This window comes from Streptomyces sp. HUAS CB01 (assembly GCF_030406905.1).
Lineage (GTDB): Bacteria > Actinomycetota > Actinomycetes > Streptomycetales > Streptomycetaceae > Streptomyces > Streptomyces chengbuensis.
Window position 1 is genome coordinate 3,870,745 of the sequence record NZ_CP129137.1, and the last position, 13,980, is coordinate 3,884,724.

13 protein-coding genes and 1 tRNA gene are annotated in these 13,980 nt (G+C 72.3%); 5 read left to right on the plus strand and 9 right to left on the minus strand.

The genetic code is table 11. The features are described 5' to 3' along the window. Positions 1 to 82: 82 nt before the first annotated feature. The 6 genes from QRN89_RS17150 to QRN89_RS17175 form a co-directional block, all read right to left on the minus strand. Positions 83 to 1,249 carry a lipid-transfer protein gene (locus QRN89_RS17150; protein WP_290350304.1) on the minus strand — a complete coding sequence of 389 codons (1,167 nt, stop codon included), beginning with the start codon at positions 1,247 to 1,249 and terminating at the stop codon, positions 83 to 85. Next, the gene (locus tag QRN89_RS17155) at positions 1,246 to 1,671 is read right to left on the minus strand and encodes a MaoC family dehydratase (protein WP_290350305.1); all 426 of its coding nucleotides are present in this window, start codon (positions 1,669 to 1,671) and stop codon (positions 1,246 to 1,248) included. Before QRN89_RS17155 ends, QRN89_RS17150 begins: the two co-directional genes overlap by 4 nt. After that, positions 1,668 to 2,849: an acyl-CoA dehydrogenase family protein gene (locus QRN89_RS17160; RefSeq protein ID WP_290350306.1), complete on the minus strand. Its 1,182-nt coding sequence runs from the start codon at positions 2,847 to 2,849 to the stop codon at positions 1,668 to 1,670. The genes QRN89_RS17155 and QRN89_RS17160 overlap by 4 nt, the downstream gene beginning before the upstream one ends. A 1-nt stretch (position 2,850) precedes the next feature. Next, positions 2,851 to 3,789 (minus strand): bifunctional MaoC family dehydratase N-terminal/OB-fold nucleic acid binding domain-containing protein, encoded by a 939-nt coding sequence (locus tag QRN89_RS17165; RefSeq protein WP_290350307.1) that lies wholly within the window; start codon positions 3,787 to 3,789, stop codon positions 2,851 to 2,853. After that, positions 3,786 to 4,949, minus strand: a complete 1,164-nt coding sequence (locus QRN89_RS17170) for an acyl-CoA dehydrogenase family protein (RefSeq protein WP_290353742.1) — start codon at positions 4,947 to 4,949, stop codon at positions 3,786 to 3,788. Before QRN89_RS17170 ends, QRN89_RS17165 begins: the two co-directional genes overlap by 4 nt. A gap of 279 nt (positions 4,950 to 5,228) precedes the next feature. Next, the gene (locus QRN89_RS17175) at positions 5,229 to 5,540 is read right to left on the minus strand and encodes a hypothetical protein (protein WP_093655459.1); all 312 of its coding nucleotides are present in this window, start codon (positions 5,538 to 5,540) and stop codon (positions 5,229 to 5,231) included. A gap of 339 nt (positions 5,541 to 5,879) precedes the next feature. On the opposite strand from QRN89_RS17175, the gene QRN89_RS17180 reads away from it, so the two are divergent. Next, entirely contained in the window at positions 5,880 to 6,749 is an 870-nt protein-coding gene (locus tag QRN89_RS17180) for a bifunctional DNA primase/polymerase (RefSeq protein ID WP_290350308.1), read from the plus strand. Between the two features lie 313 nt (positions 6,750 to 7,062). Further along, positions 7,063 to 8,409, plus strand: a complete 1,347-nt coding sequence (locus QRN89_RS17185) for a hypothetical protein (RefSeq protein WP_290350309.1) — start codon at positions 7,063 to 7,065, stop codon at positions 8,407 to 8,409. 66 nt (positions 8,410 to 8,475) lie between these two features. Here the strand turns inward: QRN89_RS17185 and QRN89_RS17190 are convergent, their stop codons facing one another. After that, positions 8,476 to 9,288: a DUF427 domain-containing protein gene (locus QRN89_RS17190; protein WP_290350310.1), complete on the minus strand. Its 813-nt coding sequence runs from the start codon at positions 9,286 to 9,288 to the stop codon at positions 8,476 to 8,478. Positions 9,289 to 9,660: 372 nt separating this feature from the next. Here QRN89_RS17190 and QRN89_RS17195 point away from each other — a divergent pair, with 372 nt between their 5' ends. Together QRN89_RS17195 and QRN89_RS17200 are read left to right on the plus strand one after the other, a co-directional pair. Next, on the plus strand, positions 9,661 to 10,356 hold the full coding sequence (locus tag QRN89_RS17195) for a L,D-transpeptidase family protein (protein WP_290350311.1): 696 nt from the start codon (positions 9,661 to 9,663) through the stop codon (positions 10,354 to 10,356). A 180-nt stretch (positions 10,357 to 10,536) separates the two neighbouring features. After that, positions 10,537 to 10,621 (plus strand) — tRNA-Ser (locus tag QRN89_RS17200). Between the two features lie 175 nt (positions 10,622 to 10,796). Here the strand turns inward: QRN89_RS17200 and QRN89_RS17205 are convergent. Next, positions 10,797 to 10,988 carry a hypothetical protein gene (locus QRN89_RS17205; RefSeq protein ID WP_026165024.1) on the minus strand — a complete coding sequence of 64 codons (192 nt, stop codon included), beginning with the start codon at positions 10,986 to 10,988 and terminating at the stop codon, positions 10,797 to 10,799. A 203-nt stretch (positions 10,989 to 11,191) separates the two neighbouring features. Here QRN89_RS17205 and QRN89_RS17210 point away from each other — a divergent pair, with 203 nt between their 5' ends. After that, positions 11,192 to 12,325, plus strand: a complete 1,134-nt coding sequence (locus QRN89_RS17210) for a glutathione-independent formaldehyde dehydrogenase (RefSeq protein ID WP_290350312.1) — start codon at positions 11,192 to 11,194, stop codon at positions 12,323 to 12,325. A gap of 150 nt (positions 12,326 to 12,475) precedes the next feature. Here the strand turns inward: QRN89_RS17210 and QRN89_RS17215 are convergent, their stop codons facing one another. Next, positions 12,476 to 13,879, minus strand: a complete 1,404-nt coding sequence (locus tag QRN89_RS17215; RefSeq protein WP_290350313.1) for a S1C family serine protease — start codon at positions 13,877 to 13,879, stop codon at positions 12,476 to 12,478. Between the last annotated feature and the right edge of the window lie 101 nt (positions 13,880 to 13,980).

Below are 13,980 nucleotides of genomic sequence, written 5' to 3' on the forward strand. Positions count from 1 at the left end.
AGGTTGTAGGGGTGAAGCGGCCCGCACCTCCTCTGGGTGGAGGAGGCCTCGACTCCGCCTCAGGGTCCCGTGGGCCGGCGTCTCATCCGTCCGCCCCGAGGACCAGCGCCGAGGTCGGAACGCCCGTACCGGCCGTGACCAGCACGTGGGCCGCCCCGGCCGTCTGGTTGACGGAGGTGCCCCGCAGCTGTCTGACCGCTTCCGCGATGCCGTTCATGCCGTGCAGATACGCCTCGCCCAGCTGGCCCCCGTGCGTGTTCAGGGGAAGCGTGTCCGCCGCGACGAACTCCGCCGCCTCACCCCGTCCGCAGAAGCCGAACTCCTCCAACTGCATCAGAACATACGGGGTGAAATGGTCATAGAGGATGCCGACGTCGATGTCGGCGGGACCCATGCCGGAGCTCCGCCAGAGCTGCCGGGCGACGACACCCATCTCGGGCAGTCCGGTGAGGTCGTCGCGGTAGTAGCTGGTCATCTGCTCCTGGGCGCGGCCCGCGCCCTGGGCGGCGGCGACCACGACCGCGGGCGGGTGCGGCAGGTCCCTCGCCCGCTCGACCGTGGTCACGACCAGGGCCTGGCCGCCGTCGGTCTCCTGGCAGCAGTCCAGCAGCCGCAGCGGCTCGACGATCCAGCGGGAGGACGCGTGGTCGTCGAGGGTGATGGGCCTTCCGTGGAAGTACGCCGCCGGGTTGCGTGCCGCATACCGCCGGGCGGTCACGGCCACCTGCCCGAACGCCTCCGGCGTCAGCCCGTGGGTGTGGAGATAGCGCCGGGCCGTCATGGCCACCCAGGACGCCGGGGTCAGCAGCCCGAAGGGGAGGTTCCAGCCGAGGGCCGCGCCCTCCGCCGAGGGTTCGCGCTGCTGCACCCCCGAGCCGAATCTCCGTCCCGACCGCTCGTTGAACGCCCGGTAGCAGACGACGACTTCGGCCACGCCGGCGGCCACGGCGAGGGCCGCCTGCTGCACGGTCGCGCACGCGGCGCCGCCGCCGTAGTGGACGCGGGAGAAGAAGGACAGCTCACCGATCCCGGCTGCCTGGGCGACGGTGATCTCGGGGCTGGTGTCCATGGTGAACGTGACCATGCCGTCGACGTCGGCGGGCGAGAGACCCGCGTCGTCGATCGCGGCCCGCACCGCTTCGACGGCCAGCTTCAGTTCGCTGCGTCCGGAGTCCTTGGAGAACTCCGTCGCGCCGATGCCGACGACGGCGGCCCGGCCGCCGAGCGAGTCGGCCCCGTGCAGGCTCACGCCACCGCCTCCCCGGGCAGGGCGACGGTCACCGTGCCGGTGACGTGGTGGCCGAGGCCGTTGGCCCCGACCACGCGCACCACCGCCGTGTCCCCGTCGGCCTCGGTGACCGTGCCGGTCAACGTCATAGTGTCGCCGGGGTGGTTGGGCGCGCCGAGCCGTATCGCCACGCGGCGGAGCACGGCCCCCCGGCCGAAGTGGTCCGTGATGTAGCGCCCGACGAGACCGTTGGTCGTCAGGATGTTCATGAAGATGTCGGGCGAGCCCTTCTCCCGGGCGAGCTCCGCGTCATGGTGCACGTCCTGGTAGTCCCGGGAGGCGATCGCACCCGCGACGATCAGCGTGCGGGTGATCGGAACCGTCAGCGGGGGCAGTTCGTCGCCCGCACGCGGGCCGCGGGCCGTGGTGCCGCTCGCAGTCATGCCGTCTCCTCCTGCTCCTCCTGGTCGCCCTGCTCCTCGTGCCCGCGCCGCTCCTCGTGCCCGGACCGCCTGCCGAGCCTGCCGGGTTCGCTGTGCCCGGCGGGTTCGTCGTGCCCGGCGGGTTCGTCGTGCCCGGCGGGTTCGTCGTGTTCCTCGTGCTCCTCGTCGGCCAGCACCGCACCGAGTTCGTCCAGCAACCGGGCGCCGCAGCCCAGATGGGCGTCGATCTGCCGGCCCCAGAGGAAGTGCCGGTGCACGGGGTGGTCCAGGTCGGCACCGATACCGCCGTGCAGATGCTGGCCGGTGTGAACGACCCGCCGTCCCGCCTCGGACGCCCACCAGCCCGCCGTGAGCACATGGGAGGCGCAGGGCAACCCCTCGTCGAACCGCCATGCCGCCTCGTACGCGGTGACCCGGATCGCCTCCGTGTCCATATGGGCGTCCGCCGCCCGGAGCTGGACCGCCTGACGGGTCGACAGGGGGCGCCCGAACTGCTCCCGCACGGAGGTGTGGGCCACGGCCCGGGCGAGCGAGCCCGCGCACACCCCGGCCTGGAGCCCGGCGTACGCGACTCTGGCGGCGGCGAGCACATCCCCGTACGCCCCGACGCTCCCGAGCCGTTCGGCGGGCGTGGCCTCCAGCCGGAGCTCGGCCGCGGCCCAGGGAGCGGTGGTCACCACGGGGACGGTCCCGGCGTCCGCCACCCGCACCAGCCAGAGGCGCCGGTCCGCGTCCGGCACCAGGACGTGCGTGGCGTCCCGCAGCCAGGGCACCCAGCCCGTCGTACCCGTCAGCCGGCCGTCGGCGCCCGCCCGCACCGCTCCCCGGTCCGGGAAGGCGCCGGTCGCCACGGCCGAGCCGTCCCGGAGCGCCGGCAGCAGGCGGGCGCGCTGCTCCCGCGTGCCGTGCCGGCCCACGGCGAGCAGCCCGTACACACAGCTCACCGCGAACGGCACCTGCGCGGTCGTACGTCCCTGTTCCTCCAGCAGCAGGACCAGACCGAGCAGTCCGACGTCCTCCACTGCCGAGGTCAGTCCGGCCGCGCACAGCGCCTTCCACAGCTCGCCGTCCGTCCCCGACCCGGCGGCGGCGAGCCGCTCGGGGGTGGACAGGTCCCCGAAGATGCCCGCGGCCAGATCACGGGCCGCCGTCTGCTCCTCGGTCGGTGTGAAGTCCATGTCAGCCCGCCCCCGCGACCCGGAACACCGGCAGCTCCAGCTCCTCGTCGGCCCTCATGAACTCCAGCCGGACGGGCATCCCGATGCGCACCTTGTCGTACGGCACCCCGATCACATTGCTGACCATCCGCACGCCCTCGGCCAGCTCGATCAGTCCCACCGCGTACGGACCCCCGTCCGCACCCGCCCCGTCCGGGCCCTCGTCGGCCCCGCCGAAGGCGGGGAAGCGCGGATGGTGCATCACCACGTACGAGTAGACCGTCCCCGAGCCCTCGGCCTCGACCGTGTCCCACTCCGCCGAGCCGCAGCCGCCGCACCCCGGCAGCCAGGGGAAGCGCAGCCTCGCGCACGAGGCACAGCGCTGGATCAGCAGCCGGTGCCCGGCGACGCCCTCCCAGAATCCGGCGTTGTCACGGTTGACCACCGGGCGGGGGCGCCGGGGCACCGGCCGTCTCCCGGCCGCCGGTGCGTACTTGAGGATGCGGAATCGGTGTGTCCCCGCGAGTTCGCCGTCCGCCCGGATGTCCATCCTGGTCGTGACGAAGTAGCCCGTGCCGAGCTTGGTGGTCTTGCGCGGCGAGACCGTCTCGATCACCGAGTCGAAGGTGATCCGGTGTCCCGGCCGCAGCGGTCGCAGATACTCCTGCTCGCAGTCCGTCGCCACCACCGCGGCGAAGCCGGCGCCGTCGAGCAGCGCGAACAGCCCGTCGTGCGCGCCCGTGCGGCCCGCGTGGCCGGACAGCCCGCCCATCGTCCACGCCTGGAGCATGGTCGGCGGAGCGATGGCGTCGGGGCCCTCGTACGCCGGGTTGCGGTCGCCCATCACCTCGCACCAGTGCCTGATCATCGGCTCGTTCACCGGGTCCTTGCCCACGCCGGAGGCCGAGGCACTGCGGCCCTCGTACTCCTTCAGCCGCGGATACAGCTCGTCCTCGCTCACCGCTTCCCCCTCCGCATACCGAGCCGCATCGTGGCCACGAGCTCCCGCTGCACCTCGCTCACCCCGCCCCCGAACGTGTTGATCTGTGCCGCACGGTTCATCCGCTCCAGCTCCCCGTCCCCCACGGCGCCCGGTGAACCGGCCCTCACCAGCCCCGCCTCGCCCGTGATTTCCTGGCACATCCGATAGACCTCGACGGCCGATTCGGTTCCCATGAACTTCACGCCGCTCGCGTCGCCCGGGGCGAGCCGGCCGGCCCCGACATCCCCCACCAGACGCCAGCTGAGCAGGCGCGTCGCCGCGAGCCGGGCATGCACTTCGGCCAGCCTCGAACGCACCCAGGACTCGTCAATCGCCCGCCGGCCCGTCACCGGATCGGGTGTGCGGGCCCGCTCCAGCGCCTCGGCCGCGAAGTCCTCCGCCTGCATGCCGATCGCGGCGAGCGCCACCCGCTCGTGGTTGAGCTGGCTGGTGATCAGTCCCCAGCCGCCGTTCTCCTCGCCGACGAGGCGGGTGGCCGGCACCCGGACGCCGTCGTAGTACGTCGCCGTCGTCGTGAGCCCGCCGACCGTCTCGATCGGGGTCCAGGAGAAGCCCGGCGCATCGGTGGGCACCAGGAGGACCGAGATGCCCCGATGCCTGGGAGCCTCGGGATCGGTGCGGCAGGCCAGCCAGATCCAGTCCGCGTTCTGGGCGTTGGAGGTGAATGTCTTCTGCCCGCTGACGAGCCAGTCGCCCCCGTCCCGCACCGCCTTCGTGCGCAGCGCCGCGAGATCCGTCCCGGCCTCGGGCTCGGTGTAGCCGATGGCGAAGACGAGGTCACCGCGCAGGATCCGGGGGAGGAAGAACGCCTTCTGCTCGTCCGTCCCGTACGTCATCAGCGTCGGTCCGACCGTGTTCAGGGTGACCATGGAGACGGGCGCGCCCGCGCGGTACGCCTCGTCGAAGAAGACGAACTGCTCGTCCGGGCCCCGGCCCCGGCCGCCGTACTCGACGGGCCATCCGAGCCCGAGCAGGCCGTCGGCCCCTGTGCGCCGGAGCAGCCGGCGCTGCTCCGCGCGGTCGTCGGCCGCCGGGGGACCGTCCGGCATGAGGGCGCGGAAGTACGAGCGGAGTTCGGCGCGCAGCCGCTGCTGGCGCTGGGTCGGGGCGAGGTGCACGGCGGCGGCCTCCCGGGCGGCGCAGGGTGGGTTCTGGCGCAGGAGCAAGGTTTCTGACTGTCCGTCAGATAGGGTCGGCTGTCAAGGTCATGAGCGCCCGTCACCCTGCGGGACGGCCACCCCGGCCGCCCCGGCGCCTTCCGCAAAGGGTGCGTCGCCCCAGCCTGCCCCGGGAGAAACGCCGGCTCCGCGAACGGCGAACGGCCCGCGCGCCGATGCCGCAGCACCGCCACGCAGGCCGTCGTTCACCCTCGGTCGTCCGCTCCCCGGGCGGCGCCGCTACCAGAGCGGCAGGAAGGTGATGGCGATGTTCTCGTTCGACTGGTCGATCGCCGTGAAGGCCGACCCGTTAACACTGGCGGTGTTGTTCTGGTTGGACGCACCGGCGCCGGTGGCCACCTGCTGGGTGGTCGTCGAGTTGCCGAGGTTGTGACCGCCCACGCCACTGCCGCTGATGGTGGCCACGGCGGCGTTCGATCCGTCGCCCGCGAAGGCTCCGTTGTCGGCGTGCGCCACACCCGCGAAGAGGGCGGCGGCCAGGGGCAGCGCGGCGACGGCCGCCAGGGCGCGGGCGGTACGGATGCTTGCCATGTCGATTCCTCCGAAGCATTGGAAGTGCACCGGGCAGCGGCACACGGGACGTGCGGAACTACGGCTGGAAACAAGGCGGTTGGCCGACCGCCCCGATCGATCTTCACGACGTCGCGCATCCAGAGTTGCCCAGCGGATCCCCGGCGGACCACACCGGAAGGGGGGATTCGCCCTCAAGCGTGAGGACATGTCGACAAACCCTCACCATGGCGCGAATCTCGCAGCTCAACCGCCCGAGGGGCGCGAAACCCGCCCCCCTCAAGAGGAAAAGCGTTACGGCACATTTTCGGCCAATCTCCCCCTCTTCCCTTACTCGAACATTCGTACGAACATGGAGCCATGGCCATCACCGACCGGCACACCGCCACCCTGGCCCTCGCCCACGCGCTCTCCGCCGCCGAGCGCGGGCTCCCCGTGATTCCCCTGTCCCCCACGAAGCTGCCCGCCCTGCCGTCACCGCACCGCCTGGACCCCGAACCGGCCCGCTGCCGGGGCGAGTGCGGCCTGCCCGGCCACGGCGTGCACGACGCCACGGCCGACCCCGCCGCCGTGCGCGCGCTCTTCTCGGCCGCGCCGTGGGCCACGGGGTACGGCATCGCCTGCGGACGCCCGCCGCACCATCTGATCGGCATCGACCTGGACGTCCGGACCGCCGCCACCGGCGCGACGGACTCGGTCGCGGCGCTGCGGCAGCTGGCGCTGCGGCACCTGTTCAGGGTCCCGGAGACGGTCACCGTCGTCACGCCGAGCGGCGGCCGCCATCTGTGGCTGACCGGCCCGCCCGACGTGGTGGTGCCGAACTCGGCGAGCCGCCTCGCCCCCGGCATCGACGTCCGCGGCGCCGGCGGCTACCTCGTCGGCCCGGGCTCGGTGTCGGCGCACGGCGCGTACCGGCTCGCACCGGGCTCGGCGGAGCTGCCCCCCGCCCCGTGCCCCGACGCCCTGCTGCGGCTGATCGCACCACCGGCGCGCCCCCGCCCTCCCGCGCCCGCCCGCGCTCCGCGTGGCGAGGGCCTGGTCCACTTCGTGCTCGCCGCCCACGAGGGGCAGCGCAACACCCGGCTTTTCTGGGCCGCCTGCCGGGCCTACGAGAACGGCATCGGCGAGACCCTCGCCGACGCGCTGACGGAGGCCGCCGTGCGCACCGGTCTGACCGAGCACGAGGCCCGGGCGACGATCGCGTCTGCGGCGCGGCTGACGGGCCGCTGAAGACCGGCACCGAACCCGTGGCACCGCCGGCGCCCACTCGGCTCCGGCGGTGGCCGGCAGCGGGACACGGGCAACCCGCCCCACGCGAAGTGATATGCCTCACAGAAGAAACACGTCAATCGAGGGCAACTGCCCGAGTTGAGCACTTCGCCGGCCCTGTGAGACATCGTCAGGTCGCCCACCCCGCACGCAACTTGCTTCCGTACCGCAGGCGGCAGTCATACGATCACCACCGACCAGTCGCCTGCGTGAGGGAAACCGCGGTGGCTGCCCATGCTCCCGTACGCCGCCCCGGACCCCAGAAAAGGTGCTCGTGACACTCCGCCGCACCGTGGCAACGGCCGTCGCCGCTGCCGTGACCACGCCCGCCGTACTGTTCGGCGCCTCGCCCGCGTTCGCCGAGACCGGACCGGCCGCCGCCTCGGTCACCACCCCCGTCACCGCCGAGGACGCCGGATCGCACGCCGGCGTCCTGCGCAACGCCGCACTGGCCGGAAAGCTCCGCGCCGCCGGGGAGCGGGCCGTCACGCCCTCCCTGGAGGAACTGGAGAAGGCCGCCGCCGAGGCGCAGAAGGCGTACGACGACGCCGTCGCCGCGGAGGAGGCCGCGCTCGCCGCCATGGAGGCAGCGCTCGCCGACGACTTCCCGCTCGCCGTCGCGGCCAGGGCTGCGAAGGAGAAGGCGGCCGACGCCGCCACCGCCAAGACGAACGCCGACAAGGCCCTGGCCGACGCCGAGGCCGCGCTCGCCGCGCTGCCCGACACCGCCGGCCCGGAGGAGAAGGCCGCCGCCGAGAAGGCCGTCGCGGACGCCGCCGCCGCGGCCGGGACCGCCGCGGCCGCCAAGACCGCCGCCGACGAGAAGGCCGGGCAGGCCGCCACCGCCCTGGACGACGCCCGCGTCGCCGCCGTGCGCGCGTGGGGCAAGGCCGAGGAGGCCGTGAAGAAGGCCCTGGAGGCCAAGAAGGCCGCCGACAAGGCCCTCGAGGACGCCCTGGAGGAGCAGGACCCGGTCCCGTGCAAGCCCGAGAGCGAGCTCACCGCGACCCTCTCCGGACTGCCCGCCAAGATCACCGCCGGTTCGACCGTCGAGATGAAGCTCCGCATCACCAACGGCACGGACAGGACCCTCGACGAGGCCTGGCCGTTCGTCTACTTCCACGCGATCGAGAAGGGCGGTTACGCGCCCATCGACGACCGGATGCACCTGCAGTGGTCGACGGCCACCCAGACCTGGACGGACGCCGGCGACGACTACACCGCCGGTTCCGTCAGCCCGCTGAAGGCCGGCGCCCACGCCGACATCAAGCTGCGGCTGACGGTCGACGCCGGCACTCCCGCCGCTGCGGGCGCCGCGTTCATCGCGGCCGACTACGTCAACACGGACGGCTCCTGCGGCGGCTCGCCGAAGCTGACCCCGTACGACTTCGAGGTCACCGACAAGGCCGCCCCGTCCCCCTCCCCGTCGTCCAGCACGGGCACGGGCACGCAGACCCAGACCACGACCACCCAGCCGCTCACCACCACGAGCGGCAGCCTCGCCAGCACCGGCTCCTCCTCGGCCGTGCCGCAGCTCGCCGCCGCGGCCGGCGCGGCCGTGGCCCTCGGCGCCGGCGCGATCCTCGCGGCCCGCCGCCGGAAGGCGGACTCCGCCTCCTGACCGCGGCGACGCGGAGACGACGGAAGGGCGCTACCGACGGGCGGGGGCGCCCTTCCGCGCATGCCCTCAGCGTCTGCTGAACACGCTGACCGGACGCTGCTGCCGCTCACCGTCGACGATGACGTCGACGAACTCGTCGTAGAAGGCGATCCGGTCCTTGATGACGCCCACGGCCGGCAGCGGATCGGGATAGCTCCAGGCGATGTCCGGCCGCACGTCGCCCTCACCCGCCCACGACCAGTACTCGGTCGCCACTCCCTTGTACGGGCAGCGGGTGCTCGTGTCGGTCTGCGTGAACAGGTCGAGGCGCACGTCCTCGCGCGGGAAGTAGTAGCGCACCGGCAGATCCGTCTCGAACAGCAGCACGGGGGCCCGCGTGTCCGCGACGACCGTGCCCTCGATCTCGACCTGGACATGGCGAGTGCTGGGCAGCGCGTCGACGCGCTTGTGGGGATCACGTGGGTGCACGAAGATCTCCTCCTCCTCTTCGTACCAGTGGTCGAGGACCTCACGGCCGAACCAGGCGAAGCACACGCGGCCCGCCAGCTCCTCGCCGGGGCAGCCCCAGGCCGCGGAGCGAACGACCTCGTCGCCCACCACGAGGTCGTAGAACTCGGTCGCCCCCGCGTGACGCCGGCCCGGGGGCCGCTCGAACCTCCGCAACAGGTCCATCCGGACGTCCTCGGCCGGGAACGCGTAGACCGGCACGGGGACCCCGGGCTCCCACACCAGAACCGGACGGCGGCTGTCCACCACGGTGACGCCGCCCTTCGTGCCGCGGACCCAGCGGTCGCTGGGCTCCCAGACCAGGCTGTCGGCCGGTTCGGGACGGCGCCGGACCACGGGGGCGGTCCCCGACGTGCTCCCGGGTGTGGCCATGGCCTCCTCCTCCGGTCGGTGCGGCGCCGTCCGGACTCGCGGGACCGTGCCGCCCTTCTGACCTCTCCACCTTGGGGTTCGGCGACACCCGGCGCAACGCCGCGTCCCGGAGACGGCGGCGGGCCCGAGCACACCGTCGCCCGCGTATCCCGTCGTGCGAGTACCCCGTCGTGCGGGTGCCCTGTCGTGCGGGGGTGGCCTTCGTACGGGAGGCCCGCCCGCGCCGCCGACAGGGCGGGCTCGCCGTCCTTCCTTGATCGTCCGCCGTTACGGAACCGTCGTCTTCCCCCGTGCAACTCCCCTCTCCCCTGCGCCGTCTACCAGGCGGAACAGGGACCGCACAGGGACCACGCGCAGAAGGAGTCGACCGACGTGGGGGACATTCGCCGACGGGTAGCCGTCGCACTCGGGACCACCGCCCTGGTGGCCCCGCTCACCGTGGCGATGGGGAGCACGCCCGCGCACGCGGCGTCGTGCACGACGCAGACGGGGGCGTACCAGAAGCAGGTCGAGAAGTTCCTCGGCCGCCCGGTGGACGGGAAGCAGTCGCCGGCCGACTGCAAGGCGATCCAGGCCTTCCAGACCAAGCACTCGATCAGCCCGAACGCGGGCCTGGCGGGGCCGGTGACCTGGGGCGTCATGGACCTCATGAACAGGCAGAAGGCCGTCGGCAAGAACCCGAACAAGGCCGGCAAGTGCCCGACGAACAAGGGCCGCATCGCCTGCGTCGACCTGACGCTCCAGCTCAGCTGGATCCAGGACGGCAAGAAGCTGGCCTACGGGCCGGTGCCGGTCCGGACCGGTCGCAACGGCCACGAGACCCGCACCGGGCTGAAGAAGATCTACTGGCGCAACATCGACCACGTGTCGAGCCTGTACAACGTGCCCATGCCGTACAGCCAGTTCTTCGACGGCGGCCAGGCGTTCCACTCCGTCGGCATCAGCGTCTGGGCCCCGCCCGGCTCGCACGGCTGCGTGAACATGACCAAGAAGGACGCGGCCACGTACTGGAGCATGCTCCGCAAGGGCGACGACGTCTTCGTCTACGGCCGCAAGCCGGGCACCTGACGCACCCCGGTCCCGGGGAGCGGGCCGTCTCCCGGCGGTGACCGCGACCACCGGCTCCGGCCGGTCTCCGTGGAGCAGCCAAGGAGTCCGGGCGCCGGACGACTCTTCCCGGGCCGCCTCACGGGAGATCCCCGAGCCGGTAGGCTGTAGCCCGCTCCGCAGCAGGTGACGCGGGGCGGAGGTGGGTTGCCCGAGCGGCCTAAGGGAACGGTCTTGAAAACCGTCGTGGCGCAAGTCACCGTGGGTTCAAATCCCACACCCACCGCAAGCGAACGGCCCCTGACCGGGTGTACCGGTCCGGGGCCCTTCCGCTGTTGACGTCGTTTCCCGGAACGACACCGCGCAGAGAGTGGTGACGTACGGTACGGGAAAAGGGCGCCCGGAATATCCGGCCGCCCTTTCCGGGAAGCTCAGTCGCCGCTCGACGGCGGCTCAGTGGCTCAGCGGTCGGCGATGTCCTCGCGGAGGCCGTCGGAGAACTCCCACCACGACAGAGGAAGCCAGTCGCCGTCGACAAAGGCATCCACCGTGGCGCCACGACCGCGGACCGTCACCGTCGTACCGGCCGGGTACGTGGCTCCGGAGAGGCCCGGTACGGGGACGAGCAGGGTCCCTAGCCTTTGTGCTGCCACTTTCTCGCCCTCCATCTCGCTTTGACTCGGTGCGACACCTCAAGGCGCCACCCGGGGCGGGTATTCCTCCTGAGATTACCGGCTTGTCCGATCCCTCGGGCCGGAGAATCATGAGATGTGTGCCACAAGTGAGTCACAAGCGAAAGGAGGGCGGGGGCGGGGGGCCGCAGTCACGCACGCATCGCCCAGCGGAGGTCACAGCCATGAAAGCCGTCGTGTACAAGGAACCGTTCGAGGTGGCCATCGAGGACGTCGAGAAGCCGAGGCTTCACCACCCGAACGACGTGATCGTACGAGTCACCTCCACCGCGATATGCGGCTCCGACTTGCACATGTACGAGGGCCGTACCGCGGCGGAGCCGGGCATCGTCTTCGGTCACGAGAACATGGGGGTCATCGAGGAAATCGGTGACGGCGTCACCTCGCTCAAGCAGGGCGACCGAGTGGTCATGCCCTTCAACGTCGCCTGCGGTTTCTGCATGAACTGCGTGGAGGGTTTCACGGGGTTCTGTCTGACCGTCAATCCCGGTTTCGCGGGCGGCGCATACGGTTACGTCGCCATGGGCCCCTGGCCCGGCGGCCAGGCCGAGTACCTGCGCGTCCCCTACGCGGACTTCAACTGCCTGAAGTTGCCCGCGGGAAACGAGCACGAGACCGACTTCATCCTGCTCGCCGACATCTTCCCCACCGGATACCACGGCTGTGAACTCGCCCAGGTGCGCCCGGGCGAGAGCGTCGCCGTGTACGGCGGCGGTCCGGTCGGCCTGATGGCCGCGTACTCGGCCCTGCTGCGGGGCGCCAAGAAGGTCTTCGTCGTGGACCGGGTGCCCGAACGCCTCGAGAAGGCACGGGAGATCGGCGCGACACCGATCAACTTCGCCGAGGGCGACCCGGTGGAGCAGATCAAGGAGCAGACCGAGGGCATCGGCACCGACAAGGGCGTGGACGCGGTCGGCTACCAGGCGACGGTGCGCGACACCGGACGCGAGGAGCCCGCGACCGTGCTCAACTCGCTCATCGGCACCGTCAGGCCCACCGGAATGCTCGGCGTACCCGGGCTGTACGTACCGTCCGACCCCGGCGGCCCCGACGAGCAGTCCAAGCGCGGCATGCTCAGCGTCGCCATCGGCAAGCTCTTCGAGAAGGGCCTGAAGATGGGGACCGGTCAGTGCAACGTGAAGCGCTACAACCGGTACCTGCGCGACATGATCATCGAGGGCAGGGCGACGCCGAGCTTCGTCGTCTCCCACGAACTGCCGCTGGACCAGGCGCCGTCGGCGTACGAGAAGTTCGACAAGAGGGTCGAGGGCTACACCAAGGTGGTGCTGCACCCGTAAGCCCCGCGCGGCTCCCCCGCGGCGACCGGCCACGGGGAGACCGCCCGGGACGTCCCGCACGACGAAGGGGCTGCCGATCCGCTCGGCAGCCCCTTCGCCCCGTCCGTCCACCGGTGGTCCGACTCGCCGGGCGCCGGTGGTGCGCCCGCGTCAGCCGTCGCCCTCGCGCTCGCCCAGCGTGACCGTGGCCGTGACCTCCCGGCCGTCCCGCTCGTAGGTGATCCGGACCTTGTCGCCGGGCTTGTGGGTCCAGATCTCGCTGATGAGGGTCGGGCCGCTGTCGACCGGCTTGCCGTCGAACTCGGTGATGACGTCGCCCGGCCGGAGCCCCGCCTTGGCCGCCGGACCGTTCGGGGTGACGGACGCCGTGCCGCCCGCGCCCTCCTCGGCGATGGTCGCGCCGGCGCCCTTGTCCGTCATGTTCACCGTCGCGCCGATGACGGGGTAGACGGGCTTGCCCGTCTTGATGAGCTGGTCCGCCACGTTCTTCGCCTGGTTGACGGGGATGGCGAAGCCGAGGCCGATGGACCCCGCCTGGGACTGCTGCCCGAAGCCGTTGCCGCCGCCCGCGGACTGGATCGCGGAGTTGATGCCGATGACCGCGCCGCGCGCGTCCAGGAGCGGACCGCCGGAGTTGCCGGGGTTGATCGAGGCGTCGGTCTGCAGCGCGCTCATGTACGAGTTCCTGCCGCCCGAGCCGTCGCCGGAGGCCACCGGCCTGTTCTTGGCGCTGATGATGCCCGTCGTGACCGTGTTGGACAGGCCGAAGGGCGCGCCGATCGCGATGGTCGAGTCGCCGACCGCGACCTGGTCGGAGTTGCCGAGCGCCAGCGGGGTGAGCCCGGCGGGCGCGTTCCGCAGCTTCAGCACCGCCACGTCGTAGCCCTGGGCCCGGCCGACGACCTCGGCGTCGTACTTCTTGCCGTTGGAGAAGGTCGCGGAGAGCGTGCCGCTGTCGGCGGCGGAGGCCACCACGTGGTTGTTGGTGAGGATGTGGCCTTCCTTGTCGTACACGAAGCCCGTGCCCGTGCCGCCCTCGCCCTCGCCGCTCCCGGACTTCGCCTCGATCGTGACGACGCTGGGCAGCGCCTTGCCCGCCACCGCGGCGACCGTGCCGGGATCGCGCTTGAAGCCCGCGGGCGCGTCGCCCGCGGCCACGGTCGTCGAGACTCCGCCGTCGTTGCGCTCGGCGGCCCAGTAGCCGATGCCACCGCCCACGCCGCCGGCGACGAGCGCTGCGGCGAGGACGGACGCGATCATCCCGCCGGACCGCCTGCGCGGCCCCTGCGGAGCGGGCTCGCCCCAGTGCTGGACCGGCGGCGGGGGAGGCGGCCAGGCGCCCTGCGGGTACGGGGCTGTGGGGGAGTGGTCCCCGGGGACGGACCCGTGGGCGGTGGGCGGCGCCGGGGGCTCGGGGGGCAGCGCCCGGCCGGGCTGCGTGGGGGCGTCCGCGGCGGCGGGCGCGTGCGCGGCAGCGCTTTCGGGAGCAGCCGCCGGCACAGGAGGTACGGACGGGCCCGCGTGTGCCGGGGTGCCCTCGTTCTCAGTGCTCACAGCTTCCTCTTCCTCGATTCCACGATTCGGCGGCCCGCGGTCGCGCGGCACCGCACCGATGCGCTGCAGTCAGCTTTTCCCACAGCCTGTCAGGCCACTGT

Excerpts from the sequence above, each read along its gene's own strand:
- QRN89_RS17175 (WP_093655459.1), bottom strand. The coding sequence starts at position 5,540 with ATGGCAAGCATCCGTACCGCCCGCGCCCTGGCGGCCGTCGCCGCGCTG.
- QRN89_RS17190 (WP_290350310.1), bottom strand. The coding sequence starts at position 9,288 with ATGGCCACACCCGGGAGCACGTCGGGGACCGCCCCCGTGGTCCGGCGC.
- QRN89_RS17155 (WP_290350305.1), bottom strand. The coding sequence starts at position 1,671 with ATGACTGCGAGCGGCACCACGGCCCGCGGCCCGCGTGCGGGCGACGAA.
- QRN89_RS17180 (WP_290350308.1), top strand. The coding sequence starts at position 5,880 with ATGGCCATCACCGACCGGCACACCGCCACCCTGGCCCTCGCCCACGCG.
- QRN89_RS17160 (WP_290350306.1), bottom strand. The coding sequence starts at position 2,849 with ATGGACTTCACACCGACCGAGGAGCAGACGGCGGCCCGTGATCTGGCC.
- QRN89_RS17210 (WP_290350312.1), top strand. The coding sequence starts at position 11,192 with ATGAAAGCCGTCGTGTACAAGGAACCGTTCGAGGTGGCCATCGAGGAC.